This window comes from Pseudomonas quasicaspiana (assembly GCF_021147825.1).
Lineage (GTDB): Bacteria > Pseudomonadota > Gammaproteobacteria > Pseudomonadales > Pseudomonadaceae > Aquipseudomonas > Aquipseudomonas quasicaspiana.
In genome coordinates this window covers 75,005-98,860 of record NZ_JAGTPI010000017.1, presented here as the reverse complement: position 1 = coordinate 98,860, position 23,856 = coordinate 75,005, and the positions used below count along the sequence as shown (strand labels likewise).

Below are 23,856 nucleotides of genomic sequence, written 5' to 3'. Positions count from 1 at the left end.
CGATAAGGTCAACTCGGTCTCAAGCACCGTGTTGACCTTATCGCGGGCAAGCCCTGCTCCCACAAGGGTCCGCTTCAGCAGGTAAATCGCTATCAGTCTTCCAGCAGTTCTTCAGCCTGACCCAGGATGTTTTCCAGGGTGAAGCCGAACTCTTCGAACAGGGCTGGCGCAGGAGCCGACTCGCCGAAGGTGGTCATGCCGATGACGCGACCTTCAAGGCCGACGTACTTGTACCAGAAGTCCGCATGAGCAGCTTCGATGGCGATACGAGCGCTGACTTGCAGTGGCAGAACCGCTTGCTTGTAGCCCGGATCCTGAGCATCGAAGACGCTGGTGCATGGCATGGAAACCACACGCACGTTGCGACCCTGAGCGCTGAGTTTGTCGAATGCCTGAACGGCCAGACCCACTTCCGAACCGGTAGCGATCAGAATCAGTTCTGGTTCGCCAACGCAGTCACGCAGCACGTAACCACCACGAGCGATGTCCGCCAGTTGGGCTTCGTCGCGAGCCTGGTGAGCCAGGTTCTGACGGGAGAAGATCAACGCCGACGGGCCGTCGTTGCGCTCGATGGAGTACTTCCAGGCCACTGCCGATTCCACAGCATCCGCAGGACGCCAGGTGTCCAGATTCGGCGTAGTGCGCAGGCTGGTCAGTTGCTCGATCGGCTGGTGCGTCGGGCCGTCTTCGCCCAGACCGATGGAGTCGTGGGTGAACACATACAGCACGCGCTTTTTCATCAGCGAGGACATGCGCACCGCATTACGGGCGTATTCCATGAAGATCAGGAAGGTCGCGCCGTAAGGCACGAAGCCGCCGTGCAGGGCGATGCCGTTCATCATTGCGCCCATGCCGAACTCGCGCACGCCGTAATGCAGGTAGTTGCCGTTGGCGTCTTCTCCGGTGATGCTCTTGCAGCCTTTCCAGATGGTCAGGTTGGAACCGGCCAGGTCAGCCGAACCGCCGAGGAACTCAGGCAGCAACGGACCGAAAGCGCTCAGTGCATTCTGGCTGGCCTTGCGGCTGGCGATGGTTTCGCCCTTGGCGTTGACTTCGGCGACGTAGGCAGCGGATTTTTCAGCAAAGTCAGCTGGCAGCTCGCCGCTCATGCGACGGATCAGCTCGTTGGCCAGCTCAGGGAATTCGGCGGAGTAGGCAGCGAAACGCTGATCCCAGTCGGCTTCGGTCGCCAGGCCTTTCTCTTTGCAGCTCCACTCGGCGTAGATGTCAGCCGGAATGTCGAATGGACCGTGAGTCCATTTCAGGGCAGCACGGGTCAAGGCGATTTCTTCAGCACCCAGCGGAGCGCCGTGGGACTCTTCCTTGCCTTGCTTGTTCGGCGAACCGAAACCAATCGTGGTCTTGCAGCAGATCAGCGTCGGCTTGTCGCTTTTACGAGCGGTGTCGATGGCAATCTTGATTTCTTCGGCATCGTGGCCATCAACATTGCGGATGACCAGCCAGCCGTAGGACTCGAAGCGCTTCGGCGTGTCATCGGTGAACCAGCCTTCAACTTCGCCATCGATGGAGATGCCGTTGTCGTCGTAGAAAGCGATCAGTTTGTTCAGACCCAACGTGCCGGCCAGCGAGCCGACTTCGTGGGAGATGCCTTCCATCATGCAGCCATCACCCATGAACACGTAGGTGTGGTGGTCAACGATGTTGTGGCCTGGACGGTTGAACTGGGCCGCCAGCGTTTTCTCTGCAACCGCGAAACCCACGGCGTTGGCGAAACCTTGACCCAGTGGGCCGGTGGTGGTCTCTACGCCCGGGGTGTAACCGAATTCCGGGTGACCCGGCGTGCGGCTGTGCAGCTGGCGAAAATTTTTCAGGTCTTCGATGGACAGGTCATAACCGGTCAGGTGCAACAACGAGTAAACCAGCATCGAACCATGACCGTTGGACAGGATGAAACGGTCACGGTCGGCGAAAGCCGGGTTGCTCGGGTTGTGCTTCAGATAGTCGCGCCAAAGTACTTCGGCGATATCCGCCATACCCATAGGGGCACCGGGATGGCCGCTGTTGGCTTTTTGCACGGCATCCATGCTGAGTGCACGAATGGCATTGGCACGCTCACGACGGCTGGGCATCGCTGATCTCCTGAGAACTGGAAAGAATGGATCTGAAAAAGGCGAGCATTTTCCCTCAGGCACTGCCTGGGAGCAATGAAAGATAGCGGCTTGTGGTTGTTTTTCCTGCCCGCGCTTCGTTATTTGTTCATCCACGATGCACTCCCGCCCCGGAACAACGGCCCAGGCAGCCCTGAACTGGCCGCCCATCAACCAATATCAAAACTTTTTGATATTGCCCTTGCGACATACCCGGTCGCTAACTAGACTGCCAGCCCTATGAACCTGCGCGTACCTGCAATTCGCCACGACGACAGCGACGACCTTTCTGCCTTGTGCAAGGCCGGCGGCGACCCGCTGCGATTGAATGTATTGCGCGCATTGGCCAACGACTCGTTCGGCGTGCTGGAACTGGCGCAGATATTTGCCATTGGTCAGTCCGGCATGAGCCACCATCTCAAGGTGCTGGCCCAGGCGGATCTGGTTGCAACGCGACGCGAAGGCAATGCCATTTTCTACCGACGCGCCCTGCCCCATACCGGACAACCGGGTGGCAGATTGCATGCAGCCATACTGGATGAAGTCGACATGCTGGCTCTGCCCGGCGATGTGCAGTCGCGTATCGGCCTGGTGCATCGTCAACGGGCCAACGCCAGTCAGGATTTCTTCGCCCGTACGGCGGAAAAGTTTCGCGCCCAGCAAGACTTGATCGCCGGGCTTGCCCAGTATCGGGAAAGCCTGCTGTCGTTGCTGGACAAGCTGAACTTCGGGCCACAAGCGACGGCTCTGGAAGTCGGGCCGGGAGATGGCGGGTTTCTGCCAGACCTGGCACGGCGCTTTCGGCACGTGACGGCGCTGGACAACAGCCCGGCGATGCTGGAAATAGCCCGTCAGCTTTGCGCTGCACAGGCATTGGCTAATGTAGAACTGAAACTCGCCGATGTACTGAATGCCGTGGATGTCAGCGCCGATTGCGTGGTGCTTAACATGGTACTGCACCATTTCGCTGCACCGGCAGATGCACTCAAACAACTGGCAACTCTGTTGCAACCGGGCGGTAGCCTGTTAGTGACAGACTTGTGTAGCCACGATCAGAGCTGGGCCAAGGAGGCCTGTGGCGATCTCTGGTTAGGGTTTGAACAGGAAGATCTGGCCCGTTGGGCCATCGCTGCGGGGCTAGTTCCCGGGGAAAGCCTCTATGTAGGCTTACGTAATGGTTTCCAGATTCAGGTCCGCCATTTTCAGCGACCGGCTGGCAACACTCACCATCGGTAAAATTCAGGAAACCCGTAGAGATGAGCGAATACTCCCTTTTCACCTCCGAGTCCGTGTCCGAAGGGCACCCAGACAAAATCGCCGACCAGATTTCCGATGCGGTTCTGGATGCAATCATTGCTCAGGACAAACACGCTCGCGTAGCCGTTGAAACCCTGGTCAAGACCGGTGTTGCCATCGTCGCTGGCGAAGTGACTACCAGCGCCTGGGTTGACCTCGAGCAGATCGTTCGTGATGTGATCAGCGACATCGGCTACACCAGCTCCGACGTCGGTTTCGACGGTGCTACCTGCGGCGTGATGAACATCATCGGCAAGCAGTCCCCTGACATCAACCAGGGTGTTGACCGTGCCAAGCCTGAAGATCAGGGCGCTGGCGACCAGGGCCTGATGTTCGGCTACGCCAGCAACGAAACTGCTGAACTGATGCCTGCGCCAATCGCGTTCTCGCACCAGTTGGTGAAGCGTCAGGCTGAAGCCCGTAAATCCGGCCTGCTGCCTTGGCTGCGCCCGGATGCCAAGTCGCAAGTGACTTGCAGCTATGAGAACGGCAAAGTCGTCGGCATCGACGCCGTCGTTCTGTCGACCCAGCACAACCCTGAAGTTTCCTACAACGATCTGCGCGAAGGCGTGATGGAATTGATCGTCAAGCACGTGCTGCCAGCTGAGCTGCTGCACAAGGACACCCAGTTCCACATCAACCCGACTGGCCAGTTCATCATCGGCGGCCCGGTAGGTGACTGTGGTCTGACCGGTCGCAAGATCATCGTCGACAGCTACGGCGGCATGGCCCGTCACGGCGGTGGCGCGTTCTCCGGCAAGGATCCATCCAAGGTTGACCGTTCGGCTGCTTACGCTGGCCGTTATGTTGCCAAGAACATCGTTGCCGCTGGCCTGGCCGAGCGCTGCGAGATTCAGGTTTCCTACGCTATCGGCGTCGCACAACCGACTTCGATCTCGTTGAACACCTTCGGCACCGGCAAGATCAGCGATGACAAGATCATCAAACTGGTCCGCGACATCTTCGACCTGCGCCCATACGCGATCACCACCATGCTCGACCTGCTGCACCCGATGTATCAGGAAACCGCAGCCTACGGCCACTTCGGTCGCACGCCGCAAACCAAGACCGTTGGTAACGATACGTTCACCACGTTCACTTGGGAAAAAACCGACCGTGCCGACGCCCTGCGCGCCGCTGCCGGTCTGTAATACGCTTTAAGTTTCAGGCGTAACAAAAAGCTCCTGGCGACCGAGGTCGTCAGGGGCTTTTTGGTTTTAGCCAGTTAAATCCGGGACCTGTAGGAGCTGCCGAAGGCTGCGATGGCAGTGTGTCAGAAGAATACATTCGCAGCCTTCGGCAGCTCCTACAGGAAATTCCATTTCAGTTTCTAAGCCCTTCTGGCCACCAACAACACCGAAGCCGCACTGGCCAGCAAACCCGCACACACACGATTGAACAATCGCTTGCCACTGGGCCGCGCAAACAGTCGGCGGGCGTGAAGGCCCATCCAGGCATAGATCGCAATCGCGAGGCATTCCAGCACCAGAAACAAAACGCCGAGTACCGCGAACTGCTCCGTCACGGACCCAGCCTGATCTACGAACTGCGGCAGGAAAGCGGTAAACAACAGAATCGCCTTCGGATTACCGATAGCCACCAGAAACTCCTGTCGCGCCAGACTGAACAGGCCCTTGCCCGAACCGATCACTCCGCCCTCTTCCTCAGGGCTCGCCCGCCACAACTGCACTGCCAGATAAAACAGGTACGCCGCACCGATGATCTTGATCGCATGGAACAACCACTCCGACGTGTGCAGCACCGCAGTCAGCCCCACCGCCGCCAGCGCAATCATGATGGCGAAGGCCAGCAAACGCCCCAGCCCGCCAATACAGGCCCGGACAAAGCCATAACGAGTCGCGTTACTGATCGAAAGCAGGTTGTTGGGGCCGGGCGCCATGTTCAGCGCAAAACAGGCCGGCACGAAAACCGCCAGAGTCGAGATATCCATGAATCACCATCAGCACGTGGATAAGAGAATCGTAATAGTGCAGGCAGCCTTTCACTCTTCAAAGACACAGTCGCGAATCAAAAAAACCGCATCTGTACTGGCTGAATGATTCAGTAATCAGCGCAACCAGACATGTCATCCAGCGCTGGCTAGCCTCACCTGCACCTCTTCAAGCAAGGATGCTTCGATGCGCATATTGACCGCAATCACCCTCATGCTCGCCAGCCTTACGGCCCATGCCAGCTCATGCCCCGACTGGACGCCCGCCAAAGCCCGACACTCAATCACCACCCTGCAAACACAAATTGCCGCCTGGGATGACAGCTATCACCGCCAAGGCATTTCGCTGATTGCCGATGAAATTTATGACCAATCCCGCCAGCGGCTAGAATTCTGGCGATCATGTTTTGCCAAGCCAACAAGCGAAGCCGACAACCCGCTGAAAACTGCCAAAGGGACGGTTTCTCATCCTGTTCCGCACACGGGCGTCAACAAGCTCAGCGATGAAGCCGCAGTGCGCGACTGGCTCAAGGGTCGCACTGACCTGTGGATTCAACCCAAGATTGATGGGGTGGCGGTCACCCTGATCTATGAGCGCGGCGAACTGGTTCAAGCGATCAGTCGCGGCGACGGCGTTGCGGGGCAGGACTGGACCGGACACGCGCAACACATCGCAGCCATTCCTGCGCACCTGCCCTGGCAGGAAACCCTGGTGCTGCAAGGTGAGTTGTATCTGCGCCTGGAAAATCATGTGCAAGCCCAGGCCGGAAGTGTGAACGCGCGCAGCAAAGTTGCCGGGATGCTGGCTCGTAACGAACTACGCACCGAAGAGGCTGACCTGATCGGCTTGTTCGTGTGGGACTGGCCTGCGGGGCCGACCTCCATGACCGAACGCATGACTGGCTTGAACGCGCTGGGTTTCGGCGACAGCGCTCAATACAGCCAGCCGCTGGAAAGCTTTGCTCAGGCGCACCACTGGCGCGAGCACTGGTATCGCAACCCGCTGCCGTTTGCCACTGATGGCGTCATCATCCGTCAGGGCGAGCGTCCACCGGTACAGCGCTGGCAAGCCAAGGCACCCTATTGGATCGCGGCCTGGAAATACCCGTTTGCTCAAGCGCTGGCGGAAGTGCGCAAGGTCAACTTCAACATCGGCCGTAGTGGCAAGATAACTCCGGTGCTGGAGTTGGAGCCTGTGCGCCTGGATGACCGGCAGATCAGCCGCATCAGCGTGGGTTCGCTGCAACGCTGGCAGGCACTGGATATAAGACCCGGCGATCAAGTGGCAGTGAGTCTGGCAGGCCTGACAATTCCGCGACTGGACAGCGTCGTTTCACGCAGTGTCGAGCGCAGCGATTTGCAGATCCCCGAGGCCAAAGACTTTCACGCCCTCAGTTGCTGGCAACCCGGCCCAGGCTGTGAAAGCCAGTTTCGCGCAAGGCTTGCCTGGCTCAGCGGCAAGAAAGGTCTGGCGCTGACCGGAGTCGGTCCCGGTACCTGGGACAACCTGATCAGCGCCGGGAAAATCAACGGTTTGCTCGACTGGCTAACCCTTGAAAAAGAACAGCTTGCTAACATTTCCGGGCTCGGTGAGCGCAGCAGCGCTAAACTGCTCGACAGTTTGCAGGAGGCTCGCACCAGGCCGTTTGCTTTGTGGCTAAAGGCTATCGGCCTGCCGCCTACGGGGAATGCTCATCTGGGCGAGCAGTGGAGTGAGCTGGAGAAGCGCACGGCGCAGCAATGGCAAATGGAACCGGGCATAGGGTCGGGTCGTGCCAGTCAGTTGGTCGCCTTCTTCCAGCATCCACAGGTTCAAGCCTTGAGTGAGCAATTACGAGCTCAGGGTATTTCAGGTTTTTAAAGTGCCGGGCGTTCAATCATCAAGCCCGGACGTTATGGTTTTCAAAAGGAGTTCATATGAAGGTTTTTTCACCACTGGTTCTGCTGACCTGCTGCAGCCTGCTCGCCACCCCGCTTCTGGCGGCTGAAGCAGCACCGGAAGCCAGCGGATGTGTGGTCAAAAGTCAGGAAATCAGCAAAAAGATCGAAGAAGCAAAGACCGAGGGCGACAAGCCTCAGCAAGCCGGTCTGGAAAAAGCCCTGAGCGAAAACAACGCGAACTGCACCGAAGCTTCGCTGCTCAAGGAACACGAACAGAAGGTGCTGGACGCCAAGCGCGAAGTCAAAAAGCGCGAGTCTGACCTGAGCAAAGCCATGAGCAAGGGCGACCCGGACAAAATCAACAAGCGCAAAGACAAACTGGCCGAGTCCCGCAAGGAACTGCAAGAGGCCCAGACAGAACTGGAAGACCTTCAGCCGCAGGATTGAATCCAGTACTGCGCAATACTTTGAACTCAAATGTATTCCCTGTAGGAGCGCACGAGCAGCGCGAGGCCGCGATAGCGTTCTGTCAGACACACCGCTATCGCGGCCTCGCGCTGCTCCTGCGCTCCTACAGACCCTGCGGCTGCATCAATTTCAATGATCACGAAACTCTTTATGACACGCCTCACACACCGCCTGGACCTTGTTCATGGCCGGTGTCAGGGTGCTGGATTTGAAAGGGCGTTCTTCACTCGCAACGACCAACTCAGCAGTCGCTGACTCCAGCGAACGCGCCAGCTCCTGAAAACGCGCCTGCTTTTGCCAAACGGCGTCCGTGGCGCTGGTGTGATCGGTCTCTTTGACTTGCGGGAAATGTTTCCACGGCTGGTGAGACAGGCTGTCGAGCTTGATCGCGCCTTCGCTGAAGCGCTGACCATCGAACGCCACCCGCCCCCGCAACATGCCACTCATATCTTCGCTGGTCTTGAGCATGTCCTTGAAGATTGCCTTGCGCTGGGCCAACGGCGAGCTCGGGTCTACACCTCCACACGCGCTCAAGGTCAGGCAGGCGAGCAGCACAGCACACAATCTTTTCAACGTTGTATCCAGCAGGTCCGTAGATGCGGCAGCCAGTATCCTCGGCCGCCCTTTAAAGACCAAGCGCTGGATTGCCGCAGTCAGGCAGGCAGCGGCGTTGCTGAAGCGATGAACAAACCGATGATCAGGCCAATGCCTACCAACCACGCGATCGAGCGCAGTGCAGCCCAGTCAGCCAGGTAGAAAATGATGTAGAGCAGTCGACTGGTGATGAACAACACAGCAACCACGTCGATTGTCACCAACTGCGCATTACCCGCAATGTGGGCGATGATCACTGCGGCGGCAAAGCCCGGCAGGATCTCGAAGCTGTTGAGCTGCGCCGCATTGGCACGCGCAGGCAAACCTTCGAGATTATTCAGGAAATTACGTGGGTTGTGGTTGTGCTTGCCATTGAACTTGCCACTGGAAAACTTGGCGATGCCTGCACAAACGATCGGCAGAATAATCGCGACCAATACGCACCAGAATGCAACCGTCATAGCAGAATCCTTATAGTTTGATTTTCATAACCAGCATGCCGAGCAGAACCAGTCCACATGCTAAGAGGCGGGGCCGGCCAAAAGGTTCTTTCAGATAGCGCATACCAAACAGCACTACCAGAATCACGCTGACCTCGCGCAAGGCTGCAGCTTCCGCCACCGAGCCCAACTGCATCGCCCACAACACCAGAGCGTAGCTAAGCAAGACACACAGGCCAACGCTTAAACCCAGTCGCCATTGCTCACGCCAGAACAGGCTGAACGGTGCACGCTTATAGGTGATTGCCAGCAACGGAAAAGGCCAGGCACTGATCAGCGTCAGCCAGACCAGATAATCCAGCGGATGCACGCCCATTTGCAGGGCCTGGCCGTCGATCCAGGTGTAGCAACCGATGCACACCCCGATCAACGCCACCACCGGCAGCAGCGACCAGGGCAGTCGATCACCACCACCGCCCTGCCAGAGAAGGCAGATCATGCCGCAAGGGATCAGCAGAATGCCAAGAATTTGCTGGGTGCTCAGTTCTTCTCCGACAAATATCAAGGTGAGGGCCAGCACCACCAACGGCGACAGCCCCCGCATCAGCGGATAGACCAGCCCGAGGTCGCCGACTCTGTAGGCTTGAATCAGCAAATAACGGTACAGCAACTCGAACAACGCCGAGGCGATCATCCAAGGCCAGATGGCAGCAGGCGGCGGCTCAACGAACGCTACCGCCAGCACCGCAAACAGCAACGCCACGAAATCCATACTGGCGATAACCAACAAACGCTCACCGCTGAATTTGATCAGGGTATTCCACGTCGCGTGCAGTATCGCCGCGATCAACACCAAAGCCGTAGCCAGCAAAACGCTCTCCCTGTTTCAGGACTCGTAAATGGCAGGTCTCCGGACACCACGATATTTCATGGTGAACATTTAGCCCATGTGGGAGCGAATTCATTCGCGAAGAGGCCAGAACATTCGACATATCCCTATTGATTGAACTGCCGCCTTCCCGAATAAATTCGGTCCCACAGTTCGCGTGAACCTCAAGCTGGCGTAAATTCGCTCCCACAATAAAGCAGCATTCAGCCCGGTAAATCGCGAATTACACTCAAAGGCACTGTCCTGTCACACCTTGTCCAACCTTCGCCAATGAGAATCCTTACGATTAACGTTTAACCACGCATCGTAAGGAAGTTCCATGCATTCTGTTTTTCGTTTGCGACCCACTGTCGCCATGACGAAGCTCGCGTTGGCGTGCCTCATCGCCCAAAGCGCCTGCGTTCAGGCTCAAGAAAACACCGCCGCCCCGGCGATCACTCTGGAAGATGTGACCGTTACCGCTGCCGGTTATGAGCAGAGCGTAGAGGATGCACCTGCTTCCGTGACAATCATTACCGGCGATGAACTGCGCAAGCGTTCGTTTCGCGATCTGACGGACGCCCTGCGCGACGTTGAAGGTGTGACCGTCAATGGTGGCGCCAACGAAACCGACATCTCGATTCGCGGCATGCCGGCTGATTACACCTTGATTCTGGTCGATGGCAAACGCCAGAGCGCTCGTGAATCCAGGGTCAACGGCAACTCGGGCTACGAACAGAGCTTCATCCCGCCCGCCGAAGCCATCGAGCGGATCGAAGTGGTGCGCGGCCCGATGTCCTCCCTGTATGGCTCGGATGCCATCGGCGGCGTTATCAACGTCATTACCCGCAAAGTCTCAACCGAATGGGGTGGCTCGGTCACTTACGACTATTCGGCACGCCAGCACAGCGATCAGGGCAATGCACGACAAACCCAGTTCTACCTCAATGGTCCGCTGATTCAGGACACCTTGGGGCTGCAAGTCTGGGGTCGCTATCTGGACCGTCAGGCTGACGATGACGTGGAGGAAACCAATGGTTTCAGCAAAGCCGACCATAAGGACCTGACCGCACGCCTGGCTTTCACCCCCACCATCGACCACGACATCCTGCTGGAAGCCGGTGCCACCCGCCTCAAAAACGGCGACGGCGTGAGTCCTAACTGGGCAACTCGCGAGCAGGAAAACAACCGTGATCACTGGTCGATCTCTCACCAGGGGCGTTGGGATTGGGCCACGTCGGACGTTTCGTTCGCCCAGGAAGAATCCAGCCGTAAAGGCGTAGCCAGCGCAACACAGCGCGACGTCCTGGGTCGCAAGCCTACTGTGAAGAACTCGGTGTTTGACGCCAAGCTGGTGATCCCGACCGAACACAACATCACCACCACCGGCCTGCAATGGAACGAAACCACGGTCACTGACTGGAACCAGGGTTTGGGCGACCGTGTGAACTACGAGTACTCCGTGGTGCAGAAAGCACTGTTCGCCGAAAACGAATGGACGATGACCGACACTTTCGCGTTGACCACCGGCCTGCGTATGGACCATCACGAACAATACGGCGTGCATTTCAGCCCGCGTGTTTATGGCGTGTGGCATGCAACCGACGACTGGACCATCAAAGGCGGCGTAGCTCGCGGCTTCAAGGCTCCGGAATTGCGTGCAGTAATCGAGGACTACGCCGTCCTGCGCCGCAACACGTTCGCGATGCTCGGTAACCCGGACCTCAAGCCTGAGACGAGCACCAACTACGAGCTGTCGGCACTATGGTCCAACCGCAATAACCTGTCGGCTGGCGCAACGGTGTTCTACAACGACTTCAAGGACAAGTTGTCCACGGTGACCACCGATCAGTTCTTCGGTCCGTACATCATCATGGAACGGGTCAACGTCGACAAAGCTGTGATTCAGGGAGCGGAGCTGAACGGACGCTGGGACATCACGTCTGCGCTGGCACTGAAAGCCAACTACACCTACACCGACTCGGAGCAAAAATCCGGTGCCAACGCAGGCGCACCGCTGGCATTGACGCCTAAGCACAAAGCCAACGTACGCACTGACTGGACGCTGTCCGACAAGACACAGCTCTGGGCAGCGGTGAATTACTACGGTGAAGAATACGGCAACACCATCACCGCTGAATCCTCACCGGGATACACCACGGCAGACTTCGGCGGCTCGTATGAGCTGACCAAAAACGTCTCGTTCAACGCCGCTTTGTACAACCTGACCGATAAGCGCCTGGATGACGAAACCTACGGCACCGTGAACTACGGCCGCACGCTTTGGGCGTCAACGACAGTGCGGTTTTAAGGCCGCACTCACTGTGGATGGAAATATATTCCCCTGTGGGAGTCGCCCCGGTGTCCCTGACACCACGCTGTCGCGCAGCAAACACGGACCCTGTAGGAGTGAGCTTGCTCGCGATTCGGCCTGTCAGTCGATGAATATATTGCCTGTACTGGAGCTATCGCGAGCAAGCACCGCTCCCACAGATCCCTATTTCAAGTGGAGAACATTTCTCTAAACCGTCGCAGCAGGCAATCGCACTACCGCGCACAACCCGGCAGGTGGGCGGTTTTCCAATACCAGTTCCCCGCCATGTGCCTGAATACAGGCCCGAGCGATGGCCAACCCCAGGCCTAGCCCGCCGCCCTGACTGATACCCGCCCCGCCGCGGCCTAATTGCACGAACGGCTCGAACACCTGCGTCAGCCACCCCGGTTCAATCCCCGGTCCGTGATCGAGAATCTCCAGACGGATCATCCCAACTCCCTCACGACTCACGCTGATCTGCGCATCACCGGCATGGCACAACGCGTTATCAATAAGGTTGGTTAACGCCCGTTTCAGCGCCAGAGGTCGGCAGCGGCAACTGATCTGCTCGCTACCCTGCCACGTCACCGGCTGTTCCATCGTCCGATAACGTCGTGCCAGATCATCAAGCATCTCGTTCAGCGATACCGTCACCGTCGCTTCCTGAACCGCATCGCCACGCACGAAATCCAGCGTCTCGCGCACCATGGCCCGCAGTTCATCGAGGCTTTCCAGCATGTCATCGCGTAACGGACCGTCTTCGATCAATTCAACTTGCAAACGCAGTTCAGTGATCGGTGTGTTCAGGTCATGGCTCACGGCTGCCAACATTCGGGTTCGACCTTCCACATGGCGGGCAATGCGCTCCTGCATCACGTTGAACGCAGTGGTCAGATCCCGAGCTTCCTGTGGGCCAGACAGCGGCAGCGGCGCAATCCATTCGCCTCGGCTGACTCGCTCGGTCGCCTCGGCCAACGTCTTGACCGGCTGTACGATCCGGCGCATGAAGAAAATCACAATCAGCAGGACCGGGATGGTAGTCACCGGCAAGGTGTAGGCGAGCAACCGGCTCCACTCATAGGCCCCCGCCGGATGCTGCAAAGAATTGAGCGTCTGCCCATCGGGTAAAACGATGCTGGTGCGTAAACGCAGCGGAGCCCAACCTGCCCGGAAAAACACCGCTTCCCGAGCCGGGCCACCGGTGACTCGTTCGAGCTGGATATTCACCGCCATGTCCGGCGTCAGTTCCAGACGTGAGCGCAGCTCCTGCGCCAGACGCCGCTCTTCTTTATGCATATCAAAAGGGCTGACTTCGGGCTCTTGGGCGATCCAGAAGCGAGCATCTTGCGTTTCCATGGTCGCCAACACCCGGGACGCATCAGCCGCCGACAGCTCATGGGCGACGTGGTACGCCGTGGTCAATCGCTCAAGAGTGAGGGTGCGTGACAGCGGGTGAATCAGCGCGCCCGTACGTTGTAAAAACAACATGGCAATGCCATTGGATGCCAACAGCGCCAGCAACAGCAGCAGACCTAATTGATGGGTCATACGTCTGGGCCAACAACGGCTTAGCCACTTCACTGTTGTTGCACGCGGACATCCGCCACCAACACGTAACCGCCGCCCCAGACGGTACGCAGCAATTGCGGTTGTAATGGATCGTCCACCAGCTTGCGACGCAAACGACTGATTTGTCGGTCGATGGCGCGATCATAAACATCACTGCCGGGGCGCGCCGTCAGATCCAGCAGACGCTGGCGATCGAGCGTCTGATTGGGATGCTTCAGGAATACAGTCAGCAGTCTGCTTTCGGCAGTGCTGAGCTGGACCTGGCTGCCGTCAGCCCGCAGCAGTTGTTCAGTGGACGTGGTGAAACTCAGACCGGCGAATTCATAACGCTGTGTGGATGAGGCACTCAATGCCTGATCAACGCTTACTGGCGTACCGCGCCGACGCAAAACGCTGTTGATTCGCGCAACCAGCTCACGCGGTTCGAAGGGTTTGGTCACGTAATCGTCCGCGCCCAGGTCCAGCCCTTTCACCCGATCAGCCGAGGCGTCGCGAGCGGTCAGCAAAATAACCGGAATGTTGGCCCGGCGATGCAACATCCCGCACAGCTCAAAGCCGTCGCCATCCGGCAGCATCACGTCCAGCACCACCACATCAAAAGATTGCTGCTTGAGCAACTGCCACATCCCGGCCGCATCTTCAGCAGTGCGCACGTCAAACGCATGGCGACGCAGATACACCGCCAGTGGATCGCGGATTTTGCGGTGGTCGTCGACCACTAGGATGCGTGGTGGGTTCAGGGCTGGATCTAGCATCAATGAAGCTCGGCTCTCGACAGACTGCGATGGTGACTCGTGGGAGCGAATTTATTCGCGAAGACGGCGTGACAGGCGATGAGATGTATCGAATGTACGGTCCATTTCGCGAATGAATTCGCTCCCACAGGAGAAACTCACCGCCTCATCACATTTGCGGATGATTCCCATTAACGAGCCGCGATCATAGCCGATGCGCCACTGTCCGGCACTCATTTGCAACGCTATCGGCCTGCTGTGGTCAATGCCTCTCCCCATGGATATGGAAAAATATGTGTCCGCACACGCCAGCGGCCCATCAAACCCCTGCCCGCTTCAAGTCCAAATCACCTCTGGGCACGCTTTGAATCGCAATAACAGGAAGACCGATGCTTGAACTCGTTGCTGCTTTTATCTGCCTCACCTCGCTGCTCACGTATGTGAACTTTCGTTTCATCGGCCTGCCGCCCACCATCGGCGTCATGGTCACTGCGCTGATGTTTTCGCTGATCCTGCAAGGCCTGAGTTTCATCGGCTTTCCCGGTCTCGAAGAGCGCGTCCAACAGTTGATCGGTCAGATCGATTTCGGCGATTTGCTGATGAACTGGATGCTGTCGTTCCTGCTGTTTGCGGGCGCATTGCACGTCAACCTCTCCGACCTGAAAAGTTACCGCTGGCCCATCGGCTTGCTGGCAACCTTCGGTGTGTTGATTGCCACCACCGTGATCGGCACCCTGGCCTACTGGATCTTTGGCTGGTTCGGCTGGCACGTCAGTTTCCTGTACTGCCTGCTGTTCGGCGCACTGATCTCCCCGACCGACCCCATTGCGGTGCTCGGCGTGTTGCGGACCGCCAATGCGTCCAAGCCGTTGAAAACCACGATTGTCGGCGAGTCGCTGTTCAATGACGGCACGGCGGTTGTGGTGTTCACCGTGTTGCTGGGTATTGCGCAACTGGGTGAAACCCCCAGCGTCGGCGAAACCGCCATGCTGTTCGTCCACGAGGCTATCGGTGGCGTGCTGTTCGGCGGGCTGATCGGCTACGCCGTGTACCTGATGATCAAGAGCATCGAGCAGTATCAGATTGAAGTGATGCTGACGTTGGCACTGGTGATTGGCGGTTCGGCCATGGCCTCCGAGCTGCACGTATCAGGCCCGATTGCGATGGTTGTCGCGGGTCTGATCATCGGCAACCTTGGCCGTAATCTGGCGATGAACGACATGACTCGTCGCTACATGGACGGTTTCTGGGAATTGCTCGATGACATGCTCAACGCCCTGCTCTTCGCCCTGATCGGCATGGAGCTTCTGCTGTTGCCATTCTCCTGGTCGCACATGCTGGCAGCAGGCTTGCTGGCGGTGGCAATTCTGCTGTCGCGCTTTGTGACCGTGGCACCGGCCATTCTGCTACTGCGCCACTGGCGAACCGTACCCAAAGGCACGATCCGCATCCTGACATGGGGTGGTTTGCGGGGTGGTGTTTCCGTGGCATTGGCGCTGGCCTTGCCACTGGGGCCGGAGCGCGACTTGCTGCTGAGCATCACTTACATCGTGGTGCTGTCGTCGATCCTGTTGCAGGGGTTGAGCATTGGCAAGCTGGTCAAAGCGGTTACTCGTGGTGAAACACAGCCGCCACAAGAGCAAAACGAAGGGCACTAAGCCGCCAGCGCATGACCACTCGGCTCCCGCTGAGTGGTCATGCAGCTTGAGAAACGCGACGTCAGGAAAACGTGCGCTTGGGGGCGGTCCTGGCGTGAGTGCAGTAAAGCGTAAGCCCGGTAAACGCCAGGCCACCCGCCAGATTGCCGAGCACCGTCGGGATTTCATTCCAGACCAGGTAGTCCATGACCGAGAATCCGCCGCCCATGATCATGGCCGATGGGAACAGAAACATGTTCACCACCGAATGTTCAAAGCCCATGAAAAAGAACAACATGATTGGCATCCACATAGCGATTACTTTGCCGCTCACTGACGTGGAAATCATGGCACCTACCACGCCCATCGAAACCATCCAGTTGCAAAGCACTCCACGCAGAAAGATCGTCACCCAGCCCGCTGTGCCGTACTCGGCATAACCGAGCGTGCGGGACTCGCCAATGCTGGCGATTTTGTGACCAACAGCGCCAGGATCTGCATTGAACCCGTAGGTAAAGACGAAAGCCATGATGAACGCAACGGTCAGCGCGCCTGCGAAGTTACCAGCAAACACCAGACCCCAGTTGCGCAAAATACCGTTGATGTTGACCCCCGGACGCTTGTCGAGCAGTGCCAGCGGCGTAAGCACGAACACACCGGTGAGCAAGTCGAAGCCCATCAGATAGAGCATCGAGAACCCGACGGGAAAGAGCACCGCGCCCAGCAATGGCGAGCCGGTCTGTACCGCGATCGTCACCGCGAATACGGCCGCCAATGCCAGTATTGCGCCCGCCATAAACGCGCGGATCAGCGTGTCACGCGTTGCCATGTGAACCTTGGATTCACCGGCATCGATCATCTTTGTGACGAATTCGGAGGGGAGCAAATAAGACATTGGCGCTTTCCTTTTTGCGTACTTCGCAGTCCGCGTGGGATCAGTGGAGGTTGTCGCCGTTACCAGGCACGGTAAGGCAGGAATTTTCCGTTGAGGGTCACACGCACCCGATCACCTTTGGGGTCTTCGACTTTGTCGACATGCATTGAAAAGTCGATGGCAGACATGATCCCGTCGCCGAACTTCTCTTGAATCACGTCCTTGAGGGTGTCGCCATAAACGCCAACGATTTCATACAACCGATAGATCATGGGATCTTGCGGGATGGTCTGATCCCAGGTTTTCTTAGGGAATACCGTAAGTGCGCTGGCCACTTCCTCATCCACACCCAACACTTCGCAAATGCGTGCGGCGACATCCGGCGTAGCGCTGTTCATGCCATAGCACGCAGACGCCACCCATACCGAACCTTTGCCAACCGCCTCTCCCAGTTCATCCCAGCTCATGCCTTTGCGAGCTTTGGCGGCCATCAGCAGGTGGTGCATCTCTGTTTTATTCATCGCTCTGCTTCCTCTGAAGATTTTGATCCGACGTGCCACGCGCGCCGTGATTGAAGAGACAAGAGCGAAATCCATGCCACTCGCAGAAATTTACCTATCCATATGAAAAATATAGAAATTTCAAAAATTTGCGCTCAATTCAGTTTCGCGAAATATCGTAAATCGCGATTTTTAGTGAAAATTTTTACGATATCTCGTACTTAGTAGCCACGCAGATCCGCTGATACGTGCTCGACGAGGGCAACGAAATGCCGCAGAACTTTGCAGACGAGGCGTTCGAACACTCACCTCACCCCATGCTGATCATTGATCCGCCAGCGGACCGGCTGATCCAGGCAAATCGAGCCGCGCTGACGTTGCTGGGATGCGCTGAAAGTGATCTTGGCGATATTCGCTTCAGTCACTTTCTGGGGGATGGATTACCGCAGTGGGTCACCTTTACCGACGAGACGCTGACCCAAGGCTCGGCATGGTCGGACGACCTCAGCCTGCTGAATATCTCGCGAAGTCAGCATGCAGTGGAGGTCAGCTCCAGCGTATTGCCCGATGGCAGGCGCATCCTGCTGTTGCTTCAGGCACGCGATATTCTGGAAAAGCGCCGCAATCGCTCTGAAGCCCGCCGCCAGCATCGACTTGGGCACGTTGGCTGGGAGCGGATTTCTCAGGTTTTCGAGCGCATTGAACGCCAGAACAGGTTGATTCTGGGCGCTGTCGGCGAGGGGATTTATGGCCTAGACACCAAAGGCGAGACAACCTTTATGAACCCGGCCGCCGAGCGCATTCTTGGCTGGAATTCCAGTGACATGATTGGTCGTGACGCGCATCAGCTGTTCCATCACACCCATGGCGACGGCAGCCGCTATCCCGTTCAGCAATGCCCTATTCATGCCTCGTTCAGTGACGGCCATGTCCATCACGTCGATAACGAAGTGTTCTGGCACAAGAACGGCGAAGCCATTGCCGTCGAATACACCAGCACGCCGATTTTCGAGATGGGAAGACTGGTGGGCGCTGTAGTCCTGTTTCGTGATATTCGAGAGCGTCAGCAGGCAGAGCGAAGATTGCTTGAGGCGCTCAACGAGGTGGAACAACTCAAACAGCGTCTGGAGCTTGAAAACCAATACCTTCAGGAAGAGATAAAAGCCGAGCGTAATCATCACAATATCGTCGGCGAAAGCCCTGTCGTTTTGCACCTGATACGCCAGTTGGAGCTGGTCGCCCCTACTGACGCCAACGTGCTGATCAGCGGTGAATCAGGTACCGGTAAAGAGCTCATCGCACGCGCCATTCACGCCAGCAGCCTGCGCAGCGATCGCCCGCTGATCAGGGTGAATTGCGCGGCGATTCCACGCGACCTGTTTGAAAGCGAGTTTTTTGGCCATGTAAAAGGGGCGTTCACTGGAGCGGTCAGTCATCGCATCGGACGCTTTGAACTCGCCGACGGCGGCACACTGTTTCTCGATGAAGTCGGGGAAATTCCGCTGGAGCTACAGAGCAAACTCTTGCGGGTTTTGCAGGAACAGCAATTCGAGCGCGTGGGCGACAACGTGACTCGCGTGGTGAACGTGCGGGTTATTGCAGCGACCAATCGTGATCTGCACGAAATGGTCAAAGTGGGCGCTTTCCGGGAAGACCTGTACTTTCGCTTGAACGTGTTTCCGATCAGGTCGGTGCCGCTGCGCGAGCGTGTGGCGGATATCCCTTTGCTCGCCAGCCACTTCCTGCACAGGGCACGCCAGTCGTTCAACAAGCCGGGGGTAAGACTGCCCATTGCACAGTTGCAGGTACTGAAGCGTTATTCGTGGCCCGGAAATATCAGGGAGCTGGAGAACGTGATTGAGCGCCAGATGATCGTCAGCCAGGACGGCGTTTTACGCTTCGACGACTTGCTTCCCCAAACGCCCATACCCGTGAACACCGATCCATCCGATGCGGTTGAACCGTTGCGCGATGAGTACCTGCAACTGCAACTCAAGGCCAACGTCATCGCGATGCTCAAACGCACGGCAGGCAAGGTGTCGGGAGAAGGCGGCGCGGCGCAATTACTGGGAGTTAAACCTTCCACCCTCGCCTCGCGTTTGCACAAGTGGGGTATCGACCCCAGGGCCTATAAAAAACGCCTGTAAGGCGGGTCAAGCCTGCGGATAGAGCATCGATTGACCAGAGCCAGTCTCGAGCAAAAGTGCAGCCTGTAGCGCTTACCTGCTGTCATGCGTGACTCGATTGGCTAAGATGCCACGACCGCCAGCCCGTGCTGGCGGTTTCACCGAGGCTCAGGAGCACGCATGTCCAGCAAAGAGGAGATCGCCGTCGTTGGCGGCACACCGATGATTCCCGATCAGCGTCGGGAGTTGATGCTGCGTCAGTTGCGCAAACATCAGGTGCTCAGCGTGCACCAACTGGTGGAAATGTTCGATTGCTCGCACATGACCATCCGCCGCGATATCGCCCTTCTGGAACAGGAAGGCCGCGCCTATTCGGTCACCGGGGGCGTACGTATCGCCAGCCAGTTGCACAGCGAACCCAGCCATCAATCCAAAGCCGTGGTCGAGTTGCCGCAGAAGCAGGGCATGGCCCGACTGGCTGCCGGTTTGCTGCACGACGACATGACGATTTACCTGGATGCCGGCACCAGCACCCTGGAAATTGTCCCGCACATTGCGGCGCTATCAGGCATGACCGTGGTCACCAATGACTTCGGGATCGTCAACGCCCTGGCCGATGCCACGCATGTGGATGTGATCCACACGGGCGGTTTGCTTGATCATCCCAACCGTTCGTGTGTCGGCGGTCTCGCTGCCGCGACCTTGCGCCAGCTGGCGACTGACATCGCTTTCATGTCCACCAGTTCCTGGGATTTGCAGCGCGGCACGACAACGCCTTCGGCGCTGAAGGTCGAGGTCAAGCAAGCCGCCATGCAGTCGGCATCGCAAACCGTGCTGGTGGCGACCAGCTCGAAGTACGGCACTTTTGGCATGTACAAGATCGCAGCGCTGGAACAGTTCGACATCATCATCAGTGATGCAGCCTTGGCTGAAGCGGCGGCTGACGGCATTCGCAAGCATCGAGTCGAATTGCTCTTGGCGCCAGCGGCCGGACAGCGCTGAATCATGGGTATCCGCTCATTACTGGTCGCCCTGGCCTTGCTGAGTGGAAGCGCCCACGCATCGATGCGCTGCAACAGCGCCCTGATCGATGAAGGCGACCTGGCTGTGGAGGTGCTGCGCAAATGCGGCCCGCCTGCCGAGCGCCAGATCACCCCGCCTGCACTGGCCGCCAATGGCCAGCTGATACACGGCGCCGTCACAGTCGAAACCTGGGTCTACGGGCCAGAGAACGGCATGTATCGCAACCTGCGGTTCATTGATGGCCGGCTCGTTCAGATTAAAAGCAGCAAGTAATTCCCCCATCCCCCTGATCTGCGGTGATTCACATTCCTGTGGGAGCGACCGGGGTGGCGCTACACCTTGCTCGCGATAAGGGCGATGCGATCTAAAGTGAACCGCGTCCAGCCTTATCGCGAGCAAGCTCGGCTCCCACAGGGATTCAACACAGACACCAATGTGAATCCATGTGAACAAGAAATAATACTTCACATTAATTGCTCACTGATTCACTATCGGATTCACAGATCAGAACAATTCGACCGATTGCTGGCAGTGACGAGCATCGGCAACCATCCGAGGAAAACAGCATGACTAACAAGAACGTCGGCGTTATTGGCTTGGGTGCGATGGGTTTGGGCATTGCCCGCTCGTTGCTGCGCAGTGGTTTCAATGTGCATGCGTGTGATGTCCGCAGCGCCGTGACCGAGCAGTTCGCCACCGAAGGCGGCGTTGCCTGTGCCTCCCCTGCCGCCATGGCAGCCACGTGTGATGTGATCATCACCGTCGTAGTCAACGCTGAGCAGACCGAAACCGTATTGTTTGGTGAGAACGGCGCCATCGCAGCACTGCGCCCTGGCAGCCTGGTCATCGGTTGCGCCACCGTCGCGCCGACCTTCGCAGTCGAGCTCGGCCAACGTCTGGTCGACAAAGGCCTGCTGTACCTTGATGCGCCGATCTCTGGCGGCGCAGCTAAAGCAGCTGCCGGTCAGATGACCATGATGACCTCCGGCCCGGCTGAATCCTACGCCAAGGCTCAAGCGATTCTCGACGGCATGGCAGGCAAGGTTTATCGCCTTGGCGACGTTCACGGCCTTGGCTCGAAAGTCAAAATCATCAACCAGTTACTGGCCGGTGTTCACATCGCCGCCAGTGCCGAAGCCATGGCGCTGGGGCTGCGTGAAGGCGTCGACGCCGACGCACTTTACGAAGTGATCACGAACAGTGCCGGTAACTCGTGGATGTTCGAGAACCGCGTGCCGCACATCCTCAAGGCGGATTACACGCCGTTGTCGGCTGTGGATATCTTCGTCAAGGATCTGGGCCTGGTACTGGATACCGCTCGCACCAGCAAATTCCCGCTGCCGCTGTCGGCCACTGCACACCAGATGTTCATGCAGGCTTCCAGCGCCGGTTACGGTCGTGAAGATGACTCCGCCGTGATCAAGATTTTCCCGGGCATCGAATTGCCGAAAGCCAAGCCAGAACAAGCTTAAGGGGCAACCGATGAGTAATTCTCCTGTGCGCCCGTTGCTGGGCTGCATCGCCGACGATTTCACCGGCGCCACTGACCTGGCCAACATGCTGGTGCGCGGCGGCATGCGTACCGTGCAAAGCATCGGTATTCCGACCGCTGAAATGGCGGCCGATCTGGACGCTGACGCCATCGTCATTGCCTTGAAATCCCGCACCACGCCTGCCGCCGAAGCCGTCGAGGAATCCCTCGCTGCGCTGGAATGGCTGCGCGAGCGTGGCTGCGAGCAGATATTCTTCAAGTACTGCTCGACGTTCGACTCCACGGCTGCGGGCAACATCGGCCAGGTCAGCGAAGCGTTGCTGAAAAAGCTCGGCGGCGACTTCACCCTGGCGTGCCCGGCGTTCCCGGAAAACGGCCGCACGATCTTCCGTGGCCACTTGTTCGTTCAGGACCAGTTGCTCAGCGAATCCGGCATGCAGCATCACCCGCTGACGCCGATGACCGACGCCAATCTGGTACGTGTGCTGCAATCGCAAACCCAACAGAAAGTCGGCCTGCTGCGCTACGACAGCATCGCCAAAGGCGTTGAAGGCGTGCGCAGCAAGATTGCCGAGTTGCGCGCCGACGGTGTGAGCATGGCGATTGCCGATGCGCTGTCCGATGCCGATCTTTATACCTTGGGCGAAGCCTGCGTCGACCTGCCCTTGCTCACTGGCGGTTCGGGTCTGGCCCTGGGCTTGCCGGGCAACTTCCGCAAGGCTGGCAAATTGCGCGACATCGACGCCGCCAGACTGGAGCCGGTTGAGGGGGGTGAAGTGGTGCTGGCAGGTAGCGCGTCGGTCGCCACCAATGGTCAGGTCGCGGCCTGGCTTGAAGTCAATCGCCCTGCCCTGCGTATCAACCCATTGGAACTGGCCGCTGGCCGTCCGGTGGTTGAACAGGCGCTGGAGTTCGCTCGCAAAGCCGGTGAAACGGTATTGATCTACGCCACCAGTTCGCCAAACGAAGTCAAAGCCGTTCAGCAACAACTGGGCGTTGAACGTGCTGGTGCGCTGGTTGAGGACGCCCTGGGACAGATCGCCAAAGGCCTGCTGCATGCAGGCGTGCGCCGCTTCGTCGTGGCGGGCGGTGAAACTTCGGGCGCTGTAGTTCAGGCATTGGGTGTGCAACTGCTCAAAATCGGCGCGCAGATTGATCCGGGTGTTCCGGCAACTGTCAGCAGCGGCAACCAGCCGCTGGCCCTGGCGTTGAAATCCGGAAACTTCGGTGGCCGCGACTTCTTCAGCAAGGCCCTCAAGCAGTTGGCGGGGGAATCTGTATGAGTGCGGAAAACCAACGTACGGAGAACACGCTTCGCGAAGAAATCTGCGACATCGGCAGACTGTTGTATGGCCGTGGCTACACCGTCGGCAGCGCCGGAAACATCAGCGCGCGGCTCGATGACGGCTGGCTGATTACGCCAACTGACGCGTGCCTGGGTCGCCTTGATCCGACCGAAATCGCCAAGGTCAATCTGGCCGGTGAATGGGTGTCGGGCAGCAAACCTTCGAAGACCCTCGCGCTGCATCGCGAGGTCTACGACCGCAATCCGGGTGTGGGCGGCGTGGTGCATACCCACTCCACGCATCTGGTTGCGTTGACCCTGGCGGGCGTCTGGCAGGAGGACAATATCCTGCCGCCACTGACGCCTTATCAGGTGATGAAAGTCGGGCAGATTCCGCTCATTGGTTATGAGCGTCCCGGCTCGCCGAAAGTCGCCCAGCGCGTCGCACAACTGGCCAACAGTGTGCGCGGCGTGATGCTCGAACGGCTCGGACCGGTTATCTGGGAAAGCTCGGTTGCCAAGGCCGCCTACGCCCTCGAAGAACTGGAAGAGACCGCTCGACTCTGGTTGATGAGCAACCCGAAACCCGCGCCACTCGACCCGGCTGCTCTGGAAGAGTTGCGTGAGGTTTTTGGGGCCAAGTGGTAGTTCAAGGCATTTGATTGAGGGCCGTTCACCGGCCCCCGACAAGACCCG

21 protein-coding genes are annotated in these 23,856 nt (G+C 58.1%); 12 read left to right on the top strand and 9 right to left on the bottom strand.

What is annotated here, in order from left to right; all coding sequences use genetic code 11:
- Positions 1-92 precede the first annotated feature (92 nt).
- The gene (gene tkt / locus KDX30_RS12970; RefSeq protein ID WP_231676124.1) at positions 93-2,090 is read right to left on the bottom strand and encodes a transketolase; all 1,998 of its coding nucleotides are present in this window, start codon (positions 2,088-2,090) and stop codon (positions 93-95) included.
- A 258-nt stretch (positions 2,091-2,348) separates the two neighbouring features.
- On the opposite strand from tkt, the gene KDX30_RS12965 reads away from it, so the two are divergent.
- Both KDX30_RS12965 and metK read left to right on the top strand, forming a co-directional pair.
- Positions 2,349-3,344 (top strand): ArsR/SmtB family transcription factor, encoded by a 996-nt coding sequence (locus tag KDX30_RS12965; RefSeq protein ID WP_099267885.1) that lies wholly within the window; start codon positions 2,349-2,351, stop codon positions 3,342-3,344.
- A gap of 20 nt (positions 3,345-3,364) precedes the next feature.
- Positions 3,365-4,555: a methionine adenosyltransferase gene (gene metK, locus KDX30_RS12960; RefSeq protein WP_027901297.1), complete on the top strand. Its 1,191-nt coding sequence runs from the start codon at positions 3,365-3,367 to the stop codon at positions 4,553-4,555.
- Between the two features lie 179 nt (positions 4,556-4,734).
- Here metK and KDX30_RS12955 read toward each other — a convergent pair whose 3' ends face one another.
- Entirely contained in the window at positions 4,735-5,355 is a 621-nt protein-coding gene (locus KDX30_RS12955; protein WP_231676122.1) for a LysE family translocator, read from the bottom strand.
- A gap of 187 nt (positions 5,356-5,542) precedes the next feature.
- Here KDX30_RS12955 and ligB point away from each other — a divergent pair, with 187 nt between their 5' ends.
- Complete coding sequence (ligB, locus tag KDX30_RS12950; RefSeq protein WP_231676120.1) at positions 5,543-7,216, top strand: NAD-dependent DNA ligase LigB; 1,674 nt, start codon at positions 5,543-5,545, stop codon at positions 7,214-7,216.
- A 56-nt stretch (positions 7,217-7,272) separates the two neighbouring features.
- Positions 7,273-7,683: a DUF1090 domain-containing protein gene (locus KDX30_RS12945; RefSeq protein ID WP_231676118.1), complete on the top strand. Its 411-nt coding sequence runs from the start codon at positions 7,273-7,275 to the stop codon at positions 7,681-7,683.
- Between the two features lie 150 nt (positions 7,684-7,833).
- Here KDX30_RS12945 and KDX30_RS12940 read toward each other — a convergent pair whose 3' ends face one another.
- The 3 genes from KDX30_RS12940 to KDX30_RS12930 form a co-directional block, all read right to left on the bottom strand.
- On the bottom strand, positions 7,834-8,289 hold the full coding sequence (locus tag KDX30_RS12940) for a c-type cytochrome (RefSeq protein ID WP_231676132.1): 456 nt from the start codon (positions 8,287-8,289) through the stop codon (positions 7,834-7,836).
- A 68-nt stretch (positions 8,290-8,357) separates the two neighbouring features.
- Positions 8,358-8,759: an MAPEG family protein gene (locus KDX30_RS12935; RefSeq protein ID WP_087265763.1), complete on the bottom strand. Its 402-nt coding sequence runs from the start codon at positions 8,757-8,759 to the stop codon at positions 8,358-8,360.
- 10 nt (positions 8,760-8,769) lie between these two features.
- Positions 8,770-9,609: an EamA family transporter gene (locus KDX30_RS12930; protein ID WP_099267880.1), complete on the bottom strand. Its 840-nt coding sequence runs from the start codon at positions 9,607-9,609 to the stop codon at positions 8,770-8,772.
- A 337-nt stretch (positions 9,610-9,946) separates the two neighbouring features.
- Between KDX30_RS12930 and KDX30_RS12925 the strand changes: the two genes are divergently transcribed.
- A complete protein-coding gene (locus KDX30_RS12925) occupies positions 9,947-11,917 on the top strand; it encodes a TonB-dependent receptor domain-containing protein (RefSeq protein WP_099267879.1) in 1,971 nt (656 codons plus the stop codon).
- A 210-nt stretch (positions 11,918-12,127) separates the two neighbouring features.
- Here KDX30_RS12925 and KDX30_RS12920 read toward each other — a convergent pair whose 3' ends face one another.
- Together KDX30_RS12920 and KDX30_RS12915 are read right to left on the bottom strand one after the other, a co-directional pair.
- The gene (locus tag KDX30_RS12920; RefSeq protein ID WP_231676116.1) at positions 12,128-13,468 is read right to left on the bottom strand and encodes an ATP-binding protein; all 1,341 of its coding nucleotides are present in this window, start codon (positions 13,466-13,468) and stop codon (positions 12,128-12,130) included.
- 29 nt (positions 13,469-13,497) lie between these two features.
- The gene (locus KDX30_RS12915; RefSeq protein WP_231676114.1) at positions 13,498-14,244 is read right to left on the bottom strand and encodes a response regulator; all 747 of its coding nucleotides are present in this window, start codon (positions 14,242-14,244) and stop codon (positions 13,498-13,500) included.
- A 368-nt stretch (positions 14,245-14,612) separates the two neighbouring features.
- Between KDX30_RS12915 and KDX30_RS12910 the strand changes: the two genes are divergently transcribed.
- A complete protein-coding gene (locus KDX30_RS12910) occupies positions 14,613-15,881 on the top strand; it encodes a cation:proton antiporter (RefSeq protein ID WP_122705820.1) in 1,269 nt (422 codons plus the stop codon).
- 61 nt (positions 15,882-15,942) lie between these two features.
- Here the strand turns inward: KDX30_RS12910 and KDX30_RS12905 are convergent, their stop codons facing one another.
- Together KDX30_RS12905 and cynS are read right to left on the bottom strand one after the other, a co-directional pair.
- Positions 15,943-16,755: a formate/nitrite transporter family protein gene (locus tag KDX30_RS12905; RefSeq protein ID WP_122705822.1), complete on the bottom strand. Its 813-nt coding sequence runs from the start codon at positions 16,753-16,755 to the stop codon at positions 15,943-15,945.
- A gap of 59 nt (positions 16,756-16,814) precedes the next feature.
- On the bottom strand, positions 16,815-17,255 hold the full coding sequence (cynS, locus tag KDX30_RS12900) for a cyanase (protein ID WP_231676113.1): 441 nt from the start codon (positions 17,253-17,255) through the stop codon (positions 16,815-16,817).
- Positions 17,256-17,503: 248 nt separating this feature from the next.
- Between cynS and KDX30_RS12895 the strand changes: the two genes are divergently transcribed.
- From KDX30_RS12895 to otnC, 6 genes are all read left to right on the top strand, one after another.
- A complete protein-coding gene (locus tag KDX30_RS12895; protein ID WP_231676111.1) occupies positions 17,504-19,381 on the top strand; it encodes a sigma 54-interacting transcriptional regulator in 1,878 nt (625 codons plus the stop codon).
- A 159-nt stretch (positions 19,382-19,540) separates the two neighbouring features.
- Positions 19,541-20,362: a DeoR/GlpR family DNA-binding transcription regulator gene (locus KDX30_RS12890; protein ID WP_027902564.1), complete on the top strand. Its 822-nt coding sequence runs from the start codon at positions 19,541-19,543 to the stop codon at positions 20,360-20,362.
- A 3-nt stretch (positions 20,363-20,365) separates the two neighbouring features.
- The gene (locus tag KDX30_RS12885) at positions 20,366-20,656 is read left to right on the top strand and encodes a DUF2845 domain-containing protein (protein ID WP_231676109.1); all 291 of its coding nucleotides are present in this window, start codon (positions 20,366-20,368) and stop codon (positions 20,654-20,656) included.
- 248 nt (positions 20,657-20,904) lie between these two features.
- On the top strand, positions 20,905-21,855 hold the full coding sequence (gene ltnD, locus KDX30_RS12880) for an L-threonate dehydrogenase (RefSeq protein WP_319946085.1): 951 nt from the start codon (positions 20,905-20,907) through the stop codon (positions 21,853-21,855).
- A 10-nt stretch (positions 21,856-21,865) separates the two neighbouring features.
- Positions 21,866-23,158 (top strand): 3-oxo-tetronate kinase, encoded by a 1,293-nt coding sequence (gene otnK / locus KDX30_RS12875; protein ID WP_231676105.1) that lies wholly within the window; start codon positions 21,866-21,868, stop codon positions 23,156-23,158.
- Positions 23,155-23,808 carry a 3-oxo-tetronate 4-phosphate decarboxylase gene (otnC, locus tag KDX30_RS12870; RefSeq protein ID WP_231676103.1) on the top strand — a complete coding sequence of 218 codons (654 nt, stop codon included), beginning with the start codon at positions 23,155-23,157 and terminating at the stop codon, positions 23,806-23,808. Before otnK ends, otnC begins: the two co-directional genes overlap by 4 nt.
- The last annotated feature ends 48 nt before the right edge of the window (positions 23,809-23,856 follow it).